This window comes from Pseudomonas frigoris (assembly GCF_047758635.1).
GTDB classification, from domain to species: domain Bacteria; phylum Pseudomonadota; class Gammaproteobacteria; order Pseudomonadales; family Pseudomonadaceae; genus Aquipseudomonas; species Aquipseudomonas frigoris.
Map to the genome: position 1 here is coordinate 1,880,655 of NZ_CP180479.1, position 19,125 is coordinate 1,899,779.

At 60.7% G+C, this 19,125-nt stretch carries 18 protein-coding genes; 16 read left to right on the top strand and 2 right to left on the bottom strand.

Features of this window, described 5'->3' with window-relative positions:
- Positions 1-116 precede the first annotated feature (116 nt).
- From ACMXYH_RS08510 to ACMXYH_RS08525, 4 genes are all read left to right on the top strand, one after another.
- Complete coding sequence (locus ACMXYH_RS08510; RefSeq protein WP_415766825.1) at positions 117-776, top strand: transglutaminase-like domain-containing protein; 660 nt, start codon at positions 117-119, stop codon at positions 774-776.
- A 43-nt stretch (positions 777-819) separates the two neighbouring features.
- The gene (locus tag ACMXYH_RS08515; protein ID WP_415757456.1) at positions 820-1,443 is read left to right on the top strand and encodes a glutathione S-transferase family protein; all 624 of its coding nucleotides are present in this window, start codon (positions 820-822) and stop codon (positions 1,441-1,443) included.
- A gap of 133 nt (positions 1,444-1,576) precedes the next feature.
- Entirely contained in the window at positions 1,577-2,509 is a 933-nt protein-coding gene (locus ACMXYH_RS08520) for an ABC transporter ATP-binding protein (RefSeq protein WP_415766826.1), read from the top strand.
- Positions 2,506-3,285 (top strand): ABC transporter permease, encoded by a 780-nt coding sequence (locus ACMXYH_RS08525; RefSeq protein ID WP_129437484.1) that lies wholly within the window; start codon positions 2,506-2,508, stop codon positions 3,283-3,285. Before ACMXYH_RS08520 ends, ACMXYH_RS08525 begins: the two co-directional genes overlap by 4 nt.
- A gap of 167 nt (positions 3,286-3,452) precedes the next feature.
- Here the strand turns inward: ACMXYH_RS08525 and ACMXYH_RS08530 are convergent, their stop codons facing one another.
- Positions 3,453-3,971: a DUF2062 domain-containing protein gene (locus tag ACMXYH_RS08530; protein ID WP_129437482.1), complete on the bottom strand. Its 519-nt coding sequence runs from the start codon at positions 3,969-3,971 to the stop codon at positions 3,453-3,455.
- A 135-nt stretch (positions 3,972-4,106) separates the two neighbouring features.
- Here ACMXYH_RS08530 and ACMXYH_RS08535 point away from each other — a divergent pair, with 135 nt between their 5' ends.
- From ACMXYH_RS08535 to ACMXYH_RS08590, 12 genes are all read left to right on the top strand, one after another.
- On the top strand, positions 4,107-6,329 hold the full coding sequence (locus tag ACMXYH_RS08535; RefSeq protein WP_415766827.1) for a DNA internalization-related competence protein ComEC/Rec2: 2,223 nt from the start codon (positions 4,107-4,109) through the stop codon (positions 6,327-6,329).
- Positions 6,330-6,427: 98 nt separating this feature from the next.
- Complete coding sequence (locus ACMXYH_RS08540) at positions 6,428-7,063, top strand: MotA/TolQ/ExbB proton channel family protein (RefSeq protein ID WP_046049059.1); 636 nt, start codon at positions 6,428-6,430, stop codon at positions 7,061-7,063.
- Entirely contained in the window at positions 7,060-7,491 is a 432-nt protein-coding gene (locus ACMXYH_RS08545; RefSeq protein WP_046049060.1) for an ExbD/TolR family protein, read from the top strand. The genes ACMXYH_RS08540 and ACMXYH_RS08545 overlap by 4 nt, the downstream gene beginning before the upstream one ends.
- On the top strand, positions 7,491-8,501 hold the full coding sequence (gene lpxK / locus ACMXYH_RS08550) for a tetraacyldisaccharide 4'-kinase (RefSeq protein WP_415766828.1): 1,011 nt from the start codon (positions 7,491-7,493) through the stop codon (positions 8,499-8,501). The genes ACMXYH_RS08545 and lpxK overlap by 1 nt, the downstream gene beginning before the upstream one ends.
- 25 nt (positions 8,502-8,526) lie before the next feature.
- Positions 8,527-8,712, top strand: coding sequence for a Trm112 family protein (locus ACMXYH_RS08555; RefSeq protein WP_007945752.1), 186 nt, complete (start codon positions 8,527-8,529; stop codon positions 8,710-8,712).
- Entirely contained in the window at positions 8,709-9,473 is a 765-nt protein-coding gene (gene kdsB / locus ACMXYH_RS08560) for a 3-deoxy-manno-octulosonate cytidylyltransferase (RefSeq protein WP_415766829.1), read from the top strand. Before ACMXYH_RS08555 ends, kdsB begins: the two co-directional genes overlap by 4 nt.
- Entirely contained in the window at positions 9,473-9,937 is a 465-nt protein-coding gene (locus ACMXYH_RS08565) for a low molecular weight protein-tyrosine-phosphatase (RefSeq protein ID WP_415766830.1), read from the top strand. The genes kdsB and ACMXYH_RS08565 overlap by 1 nt, the downstream gene beginning before the upstream one ends.
- A complete protein-coding gene (murB, locus tag ACMXYH_RS08570) occupies positions 9,934-10,953 on the top strand; it encodes a UDP-N-acetylmuramate dehydrogenase (protein ID WP_415766831.1) in 1,020 nt (339 codons plus the stop codon). Before ACMXYH_RS08565 ends, murB begins: the two co-directional genes overlap by 4 nt.
- Before the next feature lie 244 nt (positions 10,954-11,197).
- Complete coding sequence (locus ACMXYH_RS08575; RefSeq protein ID WP_008152370.1) at positions 11,198-11,668, top strand: (2Fe-2S)-binding protein; 471 nt, start codon at positions 11,198-11,200, stop codon at positions 11,666-11,668.
- Positions 11,665-13,986 carry a xanthine dehydrogenase family protein molybdopterin-binding subunit gene (locus tag ACMXYH_RS08580; RefSeq protein WP_415766832.1) on the top strand — a complete coding sequence of 774 codons (2,322 nt, stop codon included), beginning with the start codon at positions 11,665-11,667 and terminating at the stop codon, positions 13,984-13,986. The genes ACMXYH_RS08575 and ACMXYH_RS08580 overlap by 4 nt, the downstream gene beginning before the upstream one ends.
- Positions 13,986-14,969, top strand: coding sequence for an XdhC family protein (locus ACMXYH_RS08585; protein ID WP_415766833.1), 984 nt, complete (start codon positions 13,986-13,988; stop codon positions 14,967-14,969). The genes ACMXYH_RS08580 and ACMXYH_RS08585 overlap by 1 nt, the downstream gene beginning before the upstream one ends.
- Positions 14,966-15,556, top strand: a complete 591-nt coding sequence (locus ACMXYH_RS08590) for a nucleotidyltransferase family protein (protein ID WP_415766834.1) — start codon at positions 14,966-14,968, stop codon at positions 15,554-15,556. The genes ACMXYH_RS08585 and ACMXYH_RS08590 overlap by 4 nt, the downstream gene beginning before the upstream one ends.
- Positions 15,557-15,741: 185 nt before the next feature.
- Here the strand turns inward: ACMXYH_RS08590 and rne are convergent, their stop codons facing one another.
- Positions 15,742-18,939 (bottom strand): ribonuclease E, encoded by a 3,198-nt coding sequence (rne, locus tag ACMXYH_RS08595; protein WP_415766835.1) that lies wholly within the window; start codon positions 18,937-18,939, stop codon positions 15,742-15,744.
- Positions 18,940-19,125 lie beyond the last annotated feature (186 nt).

The window sequence follows — 19,125 nt, forward strand, 5'->3', positions numbered from 1 at the left end:
CGGCCTCGGAAATCGTTCGTTGGGCGGGCGGCAAAGCGTCCATGTTTGGCCGAAACGTCGTTATCTCTGTGCTGAACGTGTCGCTAGACTCGTGGCTTCCCCAGGAGATTGTTCTCATGCACGAGTATCTGAGTCCCGGCCGCTTCATCGATAGTGACCACCCGTCGGTGGTGGAGTTCGCCGAAAAACATCGCGGCAGCCGTCGCGATCCTCTAGAGCAGGCGATCAATCTCTATTACGCCGTGCGCGAAGCCGTGCGTTACAACCCTTACACCTTCAGTCGCGCCCCGGGCACCTTGTGCGGCAGTTATGCGTTGGCGGTGGGGGAGAGTTATTGCGTACCCAAAGCCACGCTGCTGGCAGGTGCAGCCCGGCATTGCGGGATTCCCGCGCGGATCGGTCTGGCGGATGTGCGCAATCATTTGTCGACGCCACGGTTGCTCGATTTGCTCAAGAGCGATGTGTTCGCCATGCACGGCTATACGGAGCTGTATCTGAACGATCGCTGGGTCAAAGCCACGCCAGCGTTCAACCAAGGCTTGTGCGAACTGTTCAATGTCGCACCACTGGAATTCGACGGCATCAACGACAGCGTTTTCCATCCGTTCAATCGCGACGGCGAGCAATTGATGGAATACCTGATCGACCACGGCCAGTTCGCCGACGTGCCTGAAGCGTTCTTTTTCGAGCACCTGGAGAAGTGCTATCCGCATCTGTTCAGCGACACACTGCCCGTGCTGCTGGGTGACATGCAGAGCGATTTGAGTCGCGCCTGATCCGGCGTATGCTGCCTGCGCATTCATCCATAAAGAGGCGGTCATGCTGAAGATCTGGGGTCGGAAAAACTCGTCGAATGTCAGAAAACCTTTGTGGGCCGCCGAGGAGCTGGGCCTGGCTTATGAAGCCATCGATGCGGGCGGCGCCTTTGGTGTAGTCGATACGCCGGAGTACCGCGCGATGAACCCCAATGGTCGCGTGCCGGTAATTGAAGACGAGGGTTTCGTGCTGTGGGAATCCAACGCCATCGTGCGTTACTTGATGGCTCGCCACGCCAACGGCACCGCCTGGTATCCAGAAGATCTGCAGGCGAGGGCTTCTGCCGACAAGTGGATGGACTGGACCACTTCAAGTTTTGCCGGGCCGTTCCGCACGGTGTTCTGGGGCGTATTGCGCACCCCGGAAGACAAGCAGGACTGGCCGGCCATCAACGCGGCGATCAAGGAGTGCGATGGCCTGCTGTCCATGGCTGATCAGGCGCTGGCGACCCAACCGTACCTGTCCGGCGATGAGATCGGCATGGGCGACATTCCTCTGGGCAGCTTCATTTATGCCTGGTTCGAGATGCCGATCGAGCGCGCACCGCAGCCTCATCTGCAAGCCTGGTATGCACGCCTGAAACAGCGTCCGGCGTATCAGAAAGCGGTTATGACCGCGTTGACTTAATACTCACTATCGACACACTTGACTGTACTTGTGTGGCGGCGACAAGCACCATTGCGCTCGTGCGCCGCGGTTGTATTAGTCGCCGCCCGCCCTTATTTGTCCCTTTCTTCCCTTCTTGGTGCGTAAATCCGATATGAGTTCCGCTCTGTCCATCCGGCAGCTAACCAAAACCTACGGCAACGGTTTCCAGGCCTTGAGTGGTATCGATCTGGACGTCGCCGAAGGTGACTTTTTCGCCTTGCTCGGCCCTAACGGCGCCGGCAAATCCACCACCATCGGCATCCTCTCGACCCTGGTGAACAAGACCAGCGGGACGGTGAATATCTTCGGTCACGACCTGGACAAGAATCCTGCGCAGCTCAAGCGCTCCATCGGCGTAGTGCCTCAGGAATTCAACTTCAACCAGTTCGAAAAAACCTTCGATATCGTCGTGACCCAGGCCGGTTATTACGGCATCCCACCGAAAATCGCCAAGGAACGCGCCGAGCAGTACCTGACCCAGCTCGGTCTGTGGGACAAGCGCGATACGCCGTCGCGTTCACTGTCTGGCGGCATGAAGCGTCGACTGATGATCGCCCGTGCGCTGGTTCACGAACCGCGCCTGCTGATCCTCGACGAACCGACGGCGGGTGTGGACATCGAACTGCGTCGCTCGATGTGGACGTTCCTCACCGAGCTGAACAAGAAAGGCATCACCATCATCCTCACCACCCACTACCTGGAAGAGGCTGAGCAGTTGTGCCGCAACATCGGCATCATCGACCACGGCACCATCGTCGAGAACACCAGCATGAAACAGTTGCTCGGCCAACTGCATGTGGAAACGTTCCTGCTCGACCTCAAAAACACTTTGCAAACCGCGCCGCCGTTGCTCGGTTACCCGACCAAGCTGCTCGACAGCCACACCATCGAAGTTCAGGTCGACAAGGCCATGGGCATCACCGCGCTGTTCACCCAATTGGCGCAGCAGGACATCGAAGTGTTGAGCCTGCGTAACAAAACCAATCGCCTCGAGGAGTTGTTCGTGTCCCTGGTGGAGAAAAATCTGTCGAAGGTGGCGGTATGAGTTCCGAGCTGCAACCCAACCTCGTTGCCCTCAACACCATCGTTTACCGAGAGGTCAAACGCTTTACCCGGATCTGGCCGCAGACGCTGCTGCCGCCGGCCATCACCATGGTTCTGTACTTCGTGATCTTCGGCAATCTGATCGGCCGGCAGATCGGTGACATGGGTGGTTTCACCTACATGGAGTACATCGTGCCGGGGCTGATCATGATGTCGGTGATCACCAACTCCTACGGCAATGTGGTCTCGAGTTTCTTCGGCAGCAAGTTCCAGCGTTCCATCGAAGAATTGATGGTGTCGCCCGTGTCGCCGCATACGATTCTGATCGGCTACACCCTGGGCGGCGTGCTGCGTGGCTTGATGGTCGGGGTCATCGTGACCCTGCTGTCGCTGTTCTTTACCCAATTGCAGGTGCATCACCTGGGCGTGACCATTCTGGTGGTGGTACTGACGGCGACGATCTTCTCGCTGCTGGGCTTCATCAACGCCGTGTTTGCGCGCAACTTCGATGACATCTCGATAATCCCGACGTTTGTGCTGACACCGCTGACCTACCTGGGCGGGGTGTTCTACTCGATCTCCTTGCTGCCACCGTTCTGGCAGACCGTGTCCCTGGCCAACCCGGTGCTGCACATGGTCAACGCGTTCCGTTACGGCATTCTTGGCGTTTCGGACATCAGGATCAGCGTGGCGATCACCTTCATGCTGGTGGCAACTGTTGTGTTGTACATCGGTTGCGCACGACTGCTGGTCAGCGGTCGCGGGATGCGTACTTAAGGGACCCCGAGTCGCCTGCTTCGTCGGAACGCCGCCCGGAGCAAGCCCGCTCCCACACTGGATCTATGTCGTAACGAAGATCCCCTGTGGGAGCGGGCTTGCTCGCGAAGGCGTCAGTCCAAACACCGCAAAAACAAACGGCCTCCCAAGTGGAGGCCGTTTTGCGTTCACTGCATCCGTCTTTTCTGGCGTCGCCGCCACTGCCGCCCGACCCACCAGCGCCAATACATCATGGTCAGGCAATAGGCGAGTGCGCCGAGCACCAGTCCCGTCACCACCGAGCCGAGTAAAAACGGCTGCCAAAGAGTCGAGAGTTCGCCGCTGATCCATTCCCAGGTCAATTCGTCCGGCAAATGGCGGGTGGGAACGTCCATCAGCCAGGCACCGGTCTGGTAAGTGCAGAAGAACACCGCCGGCATGGTGATCGGGTTGGTCAGCCAGACCAGGCTGACCGCAATCGGCATGTTGCCGCGCACCATGATGGCGAGAATGGCGGCGACCAGCATCTGCAACGGAATCGGCAGGAACGCCGCGAACAGACCAACCGCCATGGCTCGTGCGACGGAATGGCGGTTGAGGTGCCAGAGGTTCGGGTCATGCAGCAGGGTGCCGAGAAAGCGTAAGGATTTGTGTTCCTTGATGCTGGTCGGGTCTGGCATGTAACGTTTGAATAAGCGCCGGGGCATAAGGCTTCTCGGTCGGTTAAGGCGGCAAGTATGTCTGGATTCTATGCACCGCCCATTCAGACTTTGTGACAATTAATAACGATGCCTGTGCGATTAGCCGGCTATGCCTAGGAGGGGACTCTCAAGGACGGGCGTATGCGCACAGGGATGATGGCGCTGGCGTTGGGTCTGTTGATCCTGCGTTTTTTACCGGTATTACCGCCGGTCTGGTTATGGATGTTGCTGCCGGTAATCGGTTTGATGTTGCTGCCGTTTCGCAGCTATCCACTGGCATTTTTCCTGTTCGGCTTCAGTTGGGCAGGCGCGAATGCACAGTGGGCGCTGGATGATCGGCTGCCGATGAGCCTCGATGGCGAAACCCGTTGGGTCGAAGGTCGGGTGACGGGATTGCCCCAGAACAATGAGGCCGTCGTGCGTTTCGAGTTGGCGGACGCCCGGTCGCGACACGGCAAGGTGCCGCAACGGATACGCCTGGCCTGGTATGACGGGCCGCCGGTCAACAGCGGCGAACATTGGCGACTGGCGGTCAAGTTGAAGCGTCCTGCGGGGCTGCTTAATCCCCATGCCTTCGATTACGACGCCTGGCTGTTGGCGCAACGTATCGGCGCTACCGGGACGGTCAAGGATGGCCAGCGACTCAAGGAAGCCCAATGGGCTTGGCGCGACGGCATCCGTCAGCGCTTGCAGGCCGTGGATGCCCAGGGGCGAACGGGTGCGCTGACGGCGTTGGTGCTGGGGGACGGCGCCGGACTGAGTCGCGAAGACTGGGAGGTGCTGCAAGACACCGGCACCGTCCATCTGTTGGTGATTTCCGGACAACACATCGGGTTGTTGGCAGGGCTGGTGTATCTGTTGATCGCCGGGCTGGCCCGTTATGGCCTGTGGCCGAAACGCTTGCCTTGGCTGCCGTGGGCCTGTGGACTGGCGTTCGCGGCCGCTCTCGGTTATGGGCTGCTGGCCGGTTTCGAGGTGCCGGTGCGGCGGGCCTGCATGATGATCGGTCTGGTGCTGTTGTGGCGCCTGCGATTTCGTCACCTCGGCGCCTGGTGGCCGCTGTTGCTGGCGCTCGACGGTGTTTTGCTGCTGGATCCGCTGGCGAGTCTGCAACCGGGTTTTTGGCTGTCGTTCGCGGCGGTGGCGGTGTTGATCTTCACCTTCGGTGGTCGGCTGGGCCCATGGCGTTGGTGGCAAACGTGGACCCGCGCCCAATGGCTGATCGCGATTGGTCTGTGCCCGTTGCTGCTGGTGCTCGGGTTGCCGATCAGTCTCAGCGGGCCGGTGGCCAATTTGCTCGCGGTGCCGTGGATCAGTCTGGTGGTGCTGCCTCCGGCACTGCTGGGTACGTTGCTTTTACCCCTTCCTTACGTGGGCGAAGGGTTGCTGTGGTTGGCAGGAGGTTTGATCGACCTCTTGTTCAAGGGCCTGACGCTGATGGCCGGGTGCTTGCCCGCGTGGGTGCCGGTGGCCATCCCGTTGTGGATATGGGCACTCGGCACACTCGGTGCCTTTCTACTATTGATACCTCGAGGTGTGCCGTTTCGCTCGTTGGGTTGGCCGATGCTGCTGTTGCTGGTTTTTCCACCCAGGCAGGTCTTGCCTGAAGGCATCGCCGAAGTCTGGCAGCTGGATGTCGGCCAGGGTTTGGCAATCCTGGTGCGCACCCGTCATCACGCACTGTTATATGACACCGGGCCACGTTTCGGCGATTTCGACCTGGGTGAGCGGGTGGTGCTGCCGACATTACGCAAGCTGGGCGTGAATGGACTCGATTTGATGCTGATCAGCCATGCCGACGCCGATCATGCGGGCGGCGCCCGGGCCGTTGCCAATGGCCTGCCGGTGAAACGGGTGGTCAGTGGCGATCCCCTGGCGCTGCCGGCCGAGTTGCAGGCAGAAGGCTGCGAGAGTGGCAAGCAATGGATCTGGGATGATGTGAGGTTCCAGCTCTGGCAATGGTCTTCGGCCAGCGACAGCAATCAAAAATCCTGCGTCCTGCAGATAGAAGCCAACGGTGAGCGTCTGTTATTGACCGGTGATATAGATGCCGCAGCCGAGCGGGCGCTGCTCGACAGTCCACTGGCCGTCACCACCGATTGGTTGCAGGCGCCGCACCACGGCAGTCGCAGTTCGTCATCGATGGCGTTGCTTGCCGCGTTGCAGCCCCAAGCGGTGTTGATCTCCCGCGGTCAGGGCAATTCATTCGGTCATCCCCATCCCACGATCATGGCGCGCTATCGAAAGCGCGGCATATCGATCCATGACAGCGCCGAGCAGGGTGCCATCCGTCTGCAACTGGGACGCTTCAAGCCGCCATGGACGATGCGTCAAGAACGGCGTTTCTGGCGCTCTGCGCAATGACTCCGAGTGATTAACGCTCGACCGGATGCGACATCGCGGTTTTCGGTGCGCCGACCCCCTATGTTAGAGTGGCGCACTTTTTCGAGGGGACTATCACTGTGTGGGAATTGGTCAAATCCGGCGGATGGATGATGATACCGATCATTCTGAGTTCCATCGCAGCCATGGCGATCGTCGCCGAACGTCTCTGGACCCTGCGAGCCAGCCGTGTGACCCCGGAGCATTTGCTCGGGCAGGTCTGGGTCTGGATCAAGGACAAACAACTCAATAAAGACAAACTCAAGGAACTGCGCGCCAACTCGCCGTTGGGCGAGATCCTGGCTGCTGGCCTGGCCAACTCCAGGCATGGTCGCGAGATCATGAAAGAGTGCATCGAAGAGGCCGCCGCGCGAGTGATTCACGAGCTCGAACGCTATATCAACGCGTTGGGCACCATCGCCGCCATGGCCCCGTTGCTGGGGCTGTTGGGGACGGTATTGGGCATGATCGATATCTTCAGCGCATTCATGGGGTCGGGCATGACCACCAACGCCGCCGTTTTGGCCGGTGGTATCTCCAAGGCGCTGATAACCACCGCTGCAGGCCTGATGGTTGGTATCCCGTCGGTATTCTTCCACCGTTTCCTGCAACGCCGGATCGATGAACTGGTGGTGGGCATGGAGCAGGAAGCGATCAAACTGGTCGAAGTGGTACAGGGCGATCGTGATGTTGACCTGAATGGGGGCAAAGCGTGAAATTCCGCCGCAAGCAACGGGAGAATGTGGATATCAACCTCGCGTCGCTGATCGACGTAGTGTTCATCCTGCTGCTGTTTTTCGTTGTCACCACCACGTTTACCCGTGAAACCCAATTGCGCGTCGATCTGCCGGAAGCTGTCAGCGGTTCGCCTGCCGAAGACCAGCAGGTCAAGCATCTGGACGTTGCCATCAGCGCCGAGGGCGTATTCTCGGTTAACAACCAATTGTTGTCGAAAAACGATCTGGCCACCCTGATGGACGCGCTGCAGAAAGAATCCAGTGGCGACACCAACCTGCCGCTGTCCATCAGCGCTGATGGCAAGACTCAGCATCAGTCGGTCATTACCGCTATGGACGCCGCCGGTAAACTCGGTTTCAGTCACCTGCGCATGACCACTGTCGAGGCGGCGCCGCCCGCGCCCTGATGGCCATGTCCGATCGCTTGCTCGCCGCGTGGTACCAAGGTCATCCGGCCCTGAAGCTGTTGCAGCCGCTGGAGTGGCTGTATCGGCGCGTGGTCAATAACAAGCGCAAGCGTTTTCTGGCGGGTGAGGGCGAGATCTATCAACCGCCGGTGCCGCTGATCGTGGTCGGTAATATCACCGTCGGCGGCACCGGCAAGACGCCGCTGATTCTCTGGATGATCCAGCACTGCCAGCGCAGCGGTTTGCGGGTCGGCGTGGTCAGCCGGGGTTACGGCGCCAAACCGCCGCAACTGCCTTGGCGAGTCGAGGCGGATCAAAGCGCCGATATCGCAGGTGACGAACCGCTATTGATCGTCCAGCGCACCGGCATTCCGTTGATGATCGACCCGGACCGCAGCAGCGCCGTCAAAGCCCTGCTGGCGAGTGAGCCACTGGACCTGATCCTGTCCGACGACGGCATGCAGCATTACCGTCTGGCCCGCGATCTTGAACTGGTGCTGATCGATGCCGCCCGAGGCCTGGGCAACCAGCGTTGCCTGCCCGCCGGGCCGTTGCGCGAACCGGTCGAGCGCCTGCAAAGCGTCGACGCGGTGCTCTACAACGGTGCCGATGCCGATCGCGACGGCGGTTTTGCCTTCCAGCTTCAACCCACCGAATTGATCAATCTGCAAAGTGGCGAACGGCGTTCCCTCGATCACTTTCCCGCAGGCCAGGCGCTGCACGCCGTGGCCGGGATCGGTAATCCGCGGCGTTTCTTCACAACCCTCGAAACGCTACACTGGCAGCCAGTCCCGCATGCGTTTGCCGACCACGCCGAATACAGCGTGCAGGCCTTGAATTTCACACCGTCATTGCCGTTGGTGATGACCGAAAAGGACGCGGTGAAGTGCCGTGCCTTCGCCGCCGCCGATTGGTGGTACCTGGCGGTCGATGCTGCGCCATCGCCGGCCTTTGTGGCCTGGTTCGATACGCAGCTGATGCGCCTGTTGCCGGCTCGTCTTTTGCCTTAACTCCGTTTTTATCCAGGGAATGCTCATGGACACCAAATTGCTCGATATCCTCGCTTGCCCGGTCTGCAAAGGCCCGCTCAAGCTCAGCGCCGACAAAACCGAGCTGATCAGCAAGGGCGCAGGCCTGGCTTACCCGATTCGCGACGGCATCCCGGTGATGCTCGAAACCGAAGCCCGCACCCTGACCACCGACGAGCGTCTGGATAAATGACCACAGCCTTTACCGTTGTCATTCCATCGCGTTACGCCTCCACCCGCCTGCCGGGCAAACCGCTGCTGCTGATCGCCGGCAAGCCGATGATCCAGCACGTCTGGGAACAGGCGAGCAAAAGCAGCGCTCAGCGTGTGGTCGTTGCCACTGACGATGCGCGCATCGTCGAGGCCTGCAAAGGGTTTGGCGCTGAAGTGGTGCTGACCCGCGAAGATCACAATTCCGGCACCGACCGTTTGGCCGAAGTCGCCGCGAAGCTGGGCCTTGCGCCCGATGCCATTGTGGTCAACGTCCAAGGTGACGAACCGCTGATCCCGCCGAGCGTGATCGATCAGGTTGCCGCCAACCTGGCCGCCCACACCGAAGCGCGCATGGCCACGCTGGCCGAGCCGATCGAAGACGTGGAAACCCTGTTCAACCCCAACGTGGTCAAGGTTGTCAGCGACCTTAATGGCCTGGCGCTGACCTTCAGTCGTGCCACGTTGCCGTGGGCCCGGGACGCGCTTGCCAAAAGCCGCGAGCAATTGCCGGAAGGCGTGCCGTATCGTCGGCATATCGGCATCTATGCCTACCGCGCCGGTTTCCTGCATGACTTCGTCAGCTGGGGCCCGTGCTGGCTGGAAAACACCGAATCCCTGGAACAGCTGCGTGCCCTGTGGCACGGCGTGCGGATTCACGTCGCGGACGCGCTGATCGCACCGCCGACTGGCGTCGATACCGTCGAAGACCTTGAGCGCGTTCGTCGCCTGCTGGAGGCCTGATGCGGGTTTTGTTTGTCTGCCTGGGCAACATCTGCCGTTCACCCACGGCCGAAGGCGTGCTACGACACAAACTGCGCGAAGCGGGGCTGGCCGATCAAATCGAAGTTGCCTCCGCCGGTACCGGTGACTGGCACGTCGGCAAGGCCCCGGACAAGCGCAGTCAGGCGGCGGCCAAGCTGCGCGGTTATGACCTGTCCGCTCAGCGCGCCCAGCAAGTGTCTCGCGCCGATTTCGCCACTTACGATCTGATTCTGGCGATGGACCACAGCAACCTGCGCAATCTCAAGACCTTGCAACCGGCCAGGGGCAAGGCCGAGCTGGACCTGTTCCTGCGTCGCTACCAGTCGGAAATCGATGAAGTGCCGGATCCGTATTACGACGGCGACCAAGGCTTTGAGCAAGTGCTGGACCTGATCGAGCGCGCCAGTGATTTGCTGGTGATCGAATTGAAGGGACGGTTATGAGTTTGCAGGTGCGCGCCCAGGTTTCGCTCAAGCCGTTCAACACCTTTGGCGTCGATGTTCAGGCCCGGCTGTTTGCCGAGGCCCATAACGATGCCGACGTGCGTGAAGCCCTGGCCTATGCGGTGGAACATGAAGTGCCGCTGCTGGTGATTGGCGGTGGCAGCAATTTGCTGCTGACGGCCGATATCCAGTCGCTGGTGCTGCGCATGGCCACGCGCGGGATTCGCATCCTGAGCGATGACGGCAGCAAAGTCGTCATCGAAGCCGAGGCCGGCGAGCCTTGGCATCCGTTCGTGCAGCACACCCTGGCGCAGGGTTTGTCGGGGCTGGAGAACCTCAGCCTGATTCCCGGCACCGTCGGTGCGGCACCGATGCAGAACATTGGTGCTTATGGCGTGGAGATCAAGGACGTGTTCGCCGGCCTGACCGCGCTGGATCGCCAGACCGGCGACTTGCGGGACTTCACCCTGGAAGAATGCAACTTCGCCTACCGCGACAGCCTGTTCAAACAGGAACCGGGGCGTTGGTTGATCCTGCGGGTTCGTTTCATCCTGGACCGCGCCGCGCACCTGCACCTGGAGTACGGCCCGGTGCGTCAGCGCCTGACCGAGCAAGGTATCGATCATCCGACCGCCACCGATGTCAGCCAGGCGATTTGCAGCATCCGCAATGAAAAGCTTCCGGACCCGGCAGTGCTCGGCAATGCCGGCAGCTTCTTCAAGAATCCTTTGGTGCCAGCGGCGCTCGTCGCGCAACTCAAAGGTGAATACCCGGATCTGGTGGCCTACGCGCAACCCGACGGGCAGATGAAACTGGCGGCGGGCTGGCTGATTGAGCGGGCCGGCTGGAAAGGTTTCCGTGATGCCGACGCTGGCGTGCATAAATTGCAGGCGTTGGTGCTGGTCAACTATGGCAACGCGACCGGTCTGCAATTGCTGAACCTGGCGCAACGTATCCAGAAAGACATTTCAGAACGTTTTCATGTCGACCTGGAAATGGAGCCCAATCGGTATTGAGGCTACGCTTTCAATACTGATTTCAAAGCCCTGCACACGTTTAACTGTGGAGGGCTTTTTTGTTAATGCTGGGTTAACTTAGCCACCTAACGATGCAAACGTTTGCTCCACCAAAGGCCCGATGCAGACGCGACCGTCCGCATAAGAGAGCCTCGTTAGCCTGAGCCGATCTGCGTGATGCCAACCGCCAACCCCTGGCGGCAGATTGCTCGACCCCATAACCAATAACTATGCGGGCGTGCCCATGATTACCCTGAAGCTCAATGGTCAAGACCATCAACTCGATGTCACCGAGGACATGCCGCTGCTCTGGGCGATCCGCGACGTGGCCGGTTACAACGGCACCAAATTCGGCTGCGGCATGGGCCTGTGCGGCGCCTGCACCATCCATATCGAAGGCGCCCCGGCGCGCAGTTGCATCACGCCGATCGGTTCGGTGGTCGGCCAGAACGTCACCACCATCGACAACCTGCACGCCGACCCGGTCGGACAAGTCGTCCAGCAAGCCTGGCTCGACACCGCCGTGGCCCAGTGCGGTTTCTGTCAGGGCGGGCAGATCATGTCCGCCACGGCGCTGCTCAAGACCAACCCGAACCCCAGCGACGAACAGATCGAAGAGGCGATGGTCGGCAACATTTGCCGCTGCGGCACTTACAACCGCATCAAGACCGCCATCCGCCAGGCATCCACTCACCTGAAGGAGGCCAAGGCATGAGCCAGTTACCGAATGATTTCGCGCTGAGCAACCTCAGTCGCCGCGGTTTCCTCAAAGGCGTTGGCGCCACCAGTGCGCTGGTACTGGTGGCGAGCTGGGGCTGGCAAGACGCGTTTGCTGCCGAAAAAGAAAAGAAATTCGGCGCCGATGGCATGCCCAACGGCTGGATCGACGATCCCAAGGTGTACGTCAGCATCGCCGCTGACGGCACGGTGACTGTGGTCTGCAACCGTTCGGAAATGGGCCAGGGTGTGCGCACCAGCCTGACGATGGTGGTGGCCGATGAACTGGAAGCCGACTGGGCGATGATGAAGGTGCAACAGGCGCCGGGCGACGAAGTGCGCTTCGGCAACCAGGACACCGATGGCTCGCGCAGCATGCGCCACTGGTACGAGCCGATGCGTCGCTGCGGTGCTGCCGCGCGAACCATGCTTGAACAAGCCGCTGCCGAACAGTGGAAAGTGCCGGTCAGCGAATGCCGCGCGCAACTGCATAAAGTCATTCACCAACCGACCGGTCGTGAGCTGGGTTACGGCGCCTTGGCCGCCGCTGCCGGTGCGTTGGCAGTGCCGGCGCGTGACAGCCTGCGACTCAAGCAGCCGTCGGAATTTCGCTACATCGGCAAGGAAGGCACCAAGGCCATCGACGGTGCCGACATCGTCAATGGCCGCGCCATTTACGGTGCAGACGTCCATTTCGACGGCATGCTCTACGCCACCATTGCACGTCCTGCGGTGTACGGCGGCAAGGTCAAGTCCGTCGACTCCAGCGCCGCGATGAAAGTCCCGGGCGTGATCAAGGTTGTGCAGATCGAAGGCCATCCGCTACCGTCGGAGTTTCAGCCGTTGGGCGGCGTGGCCGTGGTGGCCAGCAATACCTGGGCCGCGATCAAGGGCCGCGAGGCGTTGAAAATCGAGTGGGATGATGGTCCTAACGCCAGTTATGACTCGATCGCCTACCGCAAGGAACTGGAAGCCGCGTCCCTCAAACCGGGCAAAGTGGTGCGCAATACCGGCAACATCGATGAAGCGATGGGCAGCGCCGACAGCACGCTCGAAGTGTCCTATTACCTGCCGCACCTCACGCAAGCGCCCATGGAACCGATGGTCGCCATCGCCCGCTTCAAGGACGGCGTCTGCGAAGCCTGGGCCCCAAGCCAGGCGCCACAAGTCACCCGCGAACGAATTGGCGAACGCCTTGGTATCCCGTTCGATAACGTCACCTTTAACGTCACTTTGTTGGGCGGCGGTTTCGGTCGTAAATCCAAACCGGACTTCATCATCGAAGCGGCCATCCTTGCCAAGGAGTTCCCTGGCAAGGCGGTGCGAGTGCAATGGACCCGTGAAGACGACATCCACTGCTCCTATTTCCACACGGTGTCGGCCGAGTACCTGAAAGCCAGCCTGAACAAAGACGGCCTGCCGTCCGGCTGGTTGCACCGCACCGTGGCACCGAGCATCACCGCGCTGTTTGCGCCGGGCATGAACCACGAGGCGGCCTTCGAGTTGGGCATGGGCTTTACCAACATGGCTTACGCGATTCCCAACGTGCGCCTGGAAAACCCGGAAGCGACGGTCCATACCCGCGTCGGCTGGTATCGCTCGGTGTCGAACATTCCTCACGGTTTTGCGATTCAGAGCTTTGTCGATGAACTGGCGCACAAGGCCGGCCAGGATCCGCTCAAGTACCAGATCAAATTGCTCGGCCCGGACCGGCAGATCGATCCGCGCACCTTGAGTGAAGAGTGGAACTACGGCGAATCCCCGGAGCGTTATCCGATCGACACCGCGCGTCTGCGTATGGTGCTGGAAACCGCTGCCAAAGCTGCCGGCTGGGGTCGTGAGTTGCCCAAGGGCCGAGGCCTGGGGCTGGCGGTGCATTACAGCTTCGTGACTTATGTGGCGGCGGTGATTGAGGTTGAAGTCAAAGACGACGGCACGCTGATCGTGCACAAGGCCGACATCGCCGTGGATTGCGGTCCGCAGATCAACCCCGAGCGGATTCGTGCGCAGTTCGAAGGTGCCTGTGTCATGGGCCTGGGCAACGCGGTGCTGGGGGAAATCAGCTTCAAGGACGGCAAGGTCCAGCAGGACAACTTCCACATGTACGAAGTGGCGCGCATGTCCCTGGCGCCTAAGGAAGTTGAGGTTCATCTGGTCACACCGCCAGGCAATGTGCCACTGGGCGGTGTCGGTGAGCCGGGCGTACCACCGATCGCACCTGCGCTGTGCAACGCAATCTTTGCTGCCACCGGCAAGCGCATCCGCAACCTGCCGGTTCGCTATCAGCTGCAAGGTTGGCAGAAGGCGCAAGCCTGATGGACAGCGTCGATCTGAACGTCCTGCGCAGCGTGCTCGAATGGCGCCGCGCCGGTCAGCGGGTGGTGTTGTACAGCGTGGTCCAGACCTGGGGCACCGCGCCTAGGGCACCTGGCGCCATGCTTGCCTTGCGTGAAGATGGCGTGGTGATTGGCTCGGTGTCCGGTGGTTGTGTCGAAGACGATTTGATTGCCCGGCTACACGACGGTCGTATTCCAGCCGATGGGCCGCCGGTGCAATTGATCACTTACGGCGTCACCCGTGAGGAGGCGGCACGCTTCGGTTTGCCGTGCGGCGGCACTTTGCGCCTGACTGAGGAGCGGGTTGGTGACCCGGCTTGGGTCGCGGAGTTGCTGGCGCGCTGCGAGGCGCATGAAATTGTTGGCCGCTCGCTCAGTGTCGAGACGGGTGAAGTCACTCTGCAGCCGGCTGACAAGACTGATGTGCTGACGTTCGATGGCAAGACGTTGCGGGCCATTTACGGCCCGCGTTGGCGGTTGTTGCTGATCGGTGCGGGGCAGTTGTCCCGGTATGTCGCCGAGATGGCTCGTTTGCTGGATTTCGAAGTGCTGATCTGCGATCCGCGCACCGAGTTCGTTTACGGTTGGGAAGAGCAGCACGGGCGATTTGTTTCGGGCATGCCCGATGACGCGGTGCTCAGCATCCAGACTGACGAGCGTACGGCCATCGTCGCGCTGACCCACGATCCTCGACTCGATGACATGGCGCTGCTCACGGCGCTGGATTCCAGGGCGTTTTATGTCGGTGCACTGGGTTCGCGGATCAACAGCTTGAAACGCCGGGAGAACCTGGCTCAACTAGGCTTGTCACAGCAGGCCATCGAGCGGCTGCACGGCCCGATCGGTTTGCACATTGGCAGCCACACACCGGCGGAAATTGCCTTGTCGCTACTGGCCGAAATCGTGGCGATCAAGAACGGCGTCGAGCTCAAGCAGAAGAAGCTGTTGCAGGAGGTCGTATGAGTGAACCGATCGGCGTCATCGTTTTGGCAGCGGGGCAGGGCAGTCGGTTTCGACAGGAGGCCGGTGCCGAGAGGGACAAGCTGGTGGCGGATTGTACGGGGCGCGAGGGTGCTGTTCATTCGATGATCGAGCAAGTGCTGGCTAATTTGCCGACCTCCCTTGAGAAGCGCGTCCTGGTGACCACTGTGGATCGACCGCAAGTGATCCGCATGGCCAAGGCTTATGGTTGCCAGATCGTGCTGATCGAATCGACCGGCATGGGTGACAGCATCGCAGCCGGTGTGGCGGCGTGTCCGCTGCTCAGTGGCTGGCTGATTGTGCTGGGGGATATGCCGTTCATCCTTCCAACGAGTATTGAGCGTGTGGTGGCGGAGATTGCTGATGACGCCGTCAGTGTTCCGGTGCATCAAGGTGAGTTTGGACATCCGGTGGGATTTGGGCGCAGCTTCGGTGCTGCGTTGATGGCGTTGTCCGGTGATCGAGGTGCCAAGGCGTTGTTTGCGCAGGCGAGGGTGGTCGAGGTGGCGGTGGACGATTCCGGGGTGTTGTGGGATGTGGATGTGCCAGAGAAGTTGATCTACCAGTAGCCTCGATACAGATCCAATGTGGGAGCGGGCTTGCTCGCGAAAGCGGTGAATCAGCTTGCACCAATGTCGAATGTTAAACCTCTTTCGCGAGCAAGCCCGCTCACACATTGGATCACCGTGATATTTACGGGCATAAAAAAGCCCCGCCTGGATCACCAGGCGGGGCTTTTTAGTGGCCGATGGAATCAGACGAGAGGTTTAGGCTCGTGTTCTTTTTCCAGGGCTTGCTCGTGTTGCTCTACCGCTTCCTGAACGGAGCGCGGTGCTTCGTCGATCACTGATTCAACTGGTTCGGCAGCAGAGACTTCAGCCGCCGGGGCAGGTGCTGCCTCGACGACTTCAGCGACAACCGGTGCAGCTTCGACAGCAGCCGGAGCAGCAGCGGCAGCCAGTTCGGCTTCCTTCTGCAGACGCTCGGCTTCACGCTTGCGGCGACGCACTTCACGTGGGTCGTTCGGCGCACGGCCACTTGGCGTCAGGGCGCTGACAGGGGCGGCTTCGACTTCCGGTGCGGCCACTTCGGCAACAACCGGCGCTTCAACCACCGGAGCAGGCTCGGCAGCAGCAACCACTGGCTCGGACACCATGGCCTCGGCTTCTGGCGCTTCGGCGGCGGCTGGCTCGGCAACCCAGTTGAACGCGGTTTGCTCTTCGCGAATTTCACGGACAGCTTCGGTCACTGTTTCGGTGGCTGTTTCGACAACCGGTTCTGCGGCAACCACTGGCTCAGCGGCAGCTTCAAATACAGGCTGTGCTTCACGAACCGGGGCGACTTCGATTTCCGGAGCGGCGGAGGCTTCGACCGAAGTCGTTGCTTCAACCACTGGCGCTTCCACTGGAGCAGTTTCCAGGGTGGCGGCAGTCGCGCGTTCGGCTTGCTCGTTAGCCTGTGCTTCGGCTGGAGCGCTGATCACGGTGCTGGCAACGGCTGCGGTAACAGCCAGGCCGGCGGCCAGATCGGCAGCGCTTGGCGCTTCGTTGGTTTCGGCAGCTTCGTTACCTTCGGCGGACTCTGATTCTTCCGAACCTTCGATCACATTACCGTTGGCATCGCGCTGACGCTCACGACGGTTGCTGCGACGACGCTGGCCACGGGAGCGGCGGCGTGGACGATCGCCTTCGGCGCCTTCCTGACCGTCTTCCTGCAGTTGCTCTTCGTTGGTAACCAACTCTTCTTCAGCTACTGCGGCAGCGGCTTGCTCGGCACGTGGCTGACGTTCTTCACGCGGTGGGCGTGGAGCACGTTCTTCGCGTGGCTGGCGGGCTGGACGCTCTTCAGCGGTAGCGGCGATAGCAGCGGCGGCCGGAGCGGCATCCAGAGGCTCACGCAATTCACGAACCGGGCGTTCTTCACGATCGCCACGTGGCTTGCGATCTTCGCGAGGAGCGCGCGGTGCACGTTCTTCACGAGGTGCGCGAGGTGCGCGCTCTTCACGTGGAGCGCGTTCTACTGCTACCGCTGGAGTTTCTTCGCGGGCTTCGCGTGGCTCACGTGGTGCGCGTTCTTCACGCGGTGCACGTTCCTCACGAGGCTTGCGTTCTTCATCGCGGCGACCGTTACGGTTGCGGCTCTGCTGACGACCGTTGCGACGTTCTTCGTTGCGGGCCGGACGCTCGGTGGTTGCTGGTTTTTCAACCACAACCGGAGTAACTGGCTCTTCTTTGGTCGCGAACAGGCTGACCAGCGACTTCACCAGGCCTTTGAACAGGCTTGGCTCAGGCGCGGCGACCGGTGCAGCAACAGGTGCGGCAGCGACGACTTCGGTCGGAATCGGAGCGTTGGCGCGAGCCGGAGCAGTCTTGACCGCGGCTTCCTGGCGAACCAGGGTGCGGGTCGCAGCGGCTGGCTGGACTTCTTCGACTTCGGCAGCGGCAGCAGCGATTTCGTAGCTGGACTGGCCGACCGCGGCTTCCGGGCTGTCATCGCGCAAACGCTGCACTTCGAAGTGCGGCGTTTCGAGATGATCGTTCGGCAGAATGACGATGCGGGCACGGGTGCGCAGTTCGATCTTGGTGATCGAGTTGCGTTTTTCGTTGAGCAGGAACGCGGCGACCGGGATCGGCACTTGGGCGCGAACTTCGGCAGTGCGGTCTTTCAGGGCTTCTTCTTCGATCAGGCGCAGAATCGCCAGCGACAGCGATTCAACGTCACGGATAATGCCGGTGCCGTTGCAACGCGGGCAAACGATGCCGCTGCTTTCGCCCAGGGATGGACGCAGGCGCTGACGGGACATTTCCAGTAGGCCGAAGCGCGAGATGCGACCGACTTGCACGCGAGCGCGGTCGGCTTCCAGGCATTCGCGGACTTTTTCTTCCACGGCGCGCTGGTTCTTGGCAGGGGTCATGTCGATGAAGTCGATGACGATCAGGCCGCCGATGTCGCGCAAGCGCAACTGACGGGCGATTTCTTCGGCGGCTTCAAGGTTGGTCTGCAGAGCGGTTTCTTCGATGTCGCTGCCTTTGGTGGCGCGCGCCGAGTTGATGTCGATGGACACCAGGGCTTCGGTCGGATCGATAACGATGGAGCCGCCGGAAGGCAGTTCAACGACGCGCTGGAAAGCGGTCTCGATCTGGCTTTCGATCTGGAAACGGTTGAACAGCGGAACGCTGTCTTCGTACAGCTTGATCTTGCTGGCGTACTGCGGCATCACCTGGCGGATGAAGGTCAGGGCTTCGTCCTGGGCTTCAACGCTGTCGATCAGCACTTCACCGATGTCCTGGCGCAGGTAATCGCGGATGGCGCGGATGATCACGTTGCTTTCCTGGTAGATCAGGAACGGCGCGGAGCGATCCAGCGAGGCTTCTTTGATGGCGGTCCAGAGTTGCAGCAGGTAATCGAGGTCCCACTGCATTTCTTCGCTGCTGCGGCCGAGGCCGGCAGTGCGAACGATCAGACCCATGTCGGCTGGGGCAACCAGGCCGTTCAGGGCTTCACGCAGTTCGTTGCGCTCTTCACCTTCGATGCGACGGGAGATACCGCCGGCACGCGGGTTGTTCGGCATCAGAACCAGGTAACGACCGGCCAGGCTGATGAAGGTGGTCAGGGCTGCGCCCTTGTTGCCACGTTCTTCTTTTTCGACCTGAACGATGACTTCCTGGCCTTCGCTCAGGACGTCCTTGATGTTGACGCGGCCTTCGGGGGCTTTCTTGAAGTATTCGCGGGAGATTTCTTTGAGGGGCAGGAAGCCGTGGCGCTCGGAGCCGAAATCGACAAAGGCAGCCTCAAGGCTTGGTTCGATGCGAGTAATCCGGCCTTTATAGATGTTGGCCTTTTTCTGCTCGCGTGCACCGGATTCGATGTCCAGGTCGTAGAGGCGTTGGCCATCTACCAGTGCAACACGCAACTCTTCGGGTTGAGTTGCGTTAATCAGCATTCTTTTCATGTAGTACCGTCGGTTTCCGGGCTGCCGGAAACGGCGTTCGGCACACACGACTTCTCATGGTCGGTGTCAGGTGCGTCAGGAGTGGTTGGACACTCCAGTGTCTAGCGAACCCCGACCAATTGGGCCGGCGTCGCGACGTACGCGTCCTGCTTGCTGTGGCTACTTAAGCACTCAGTCAGGAGGAGG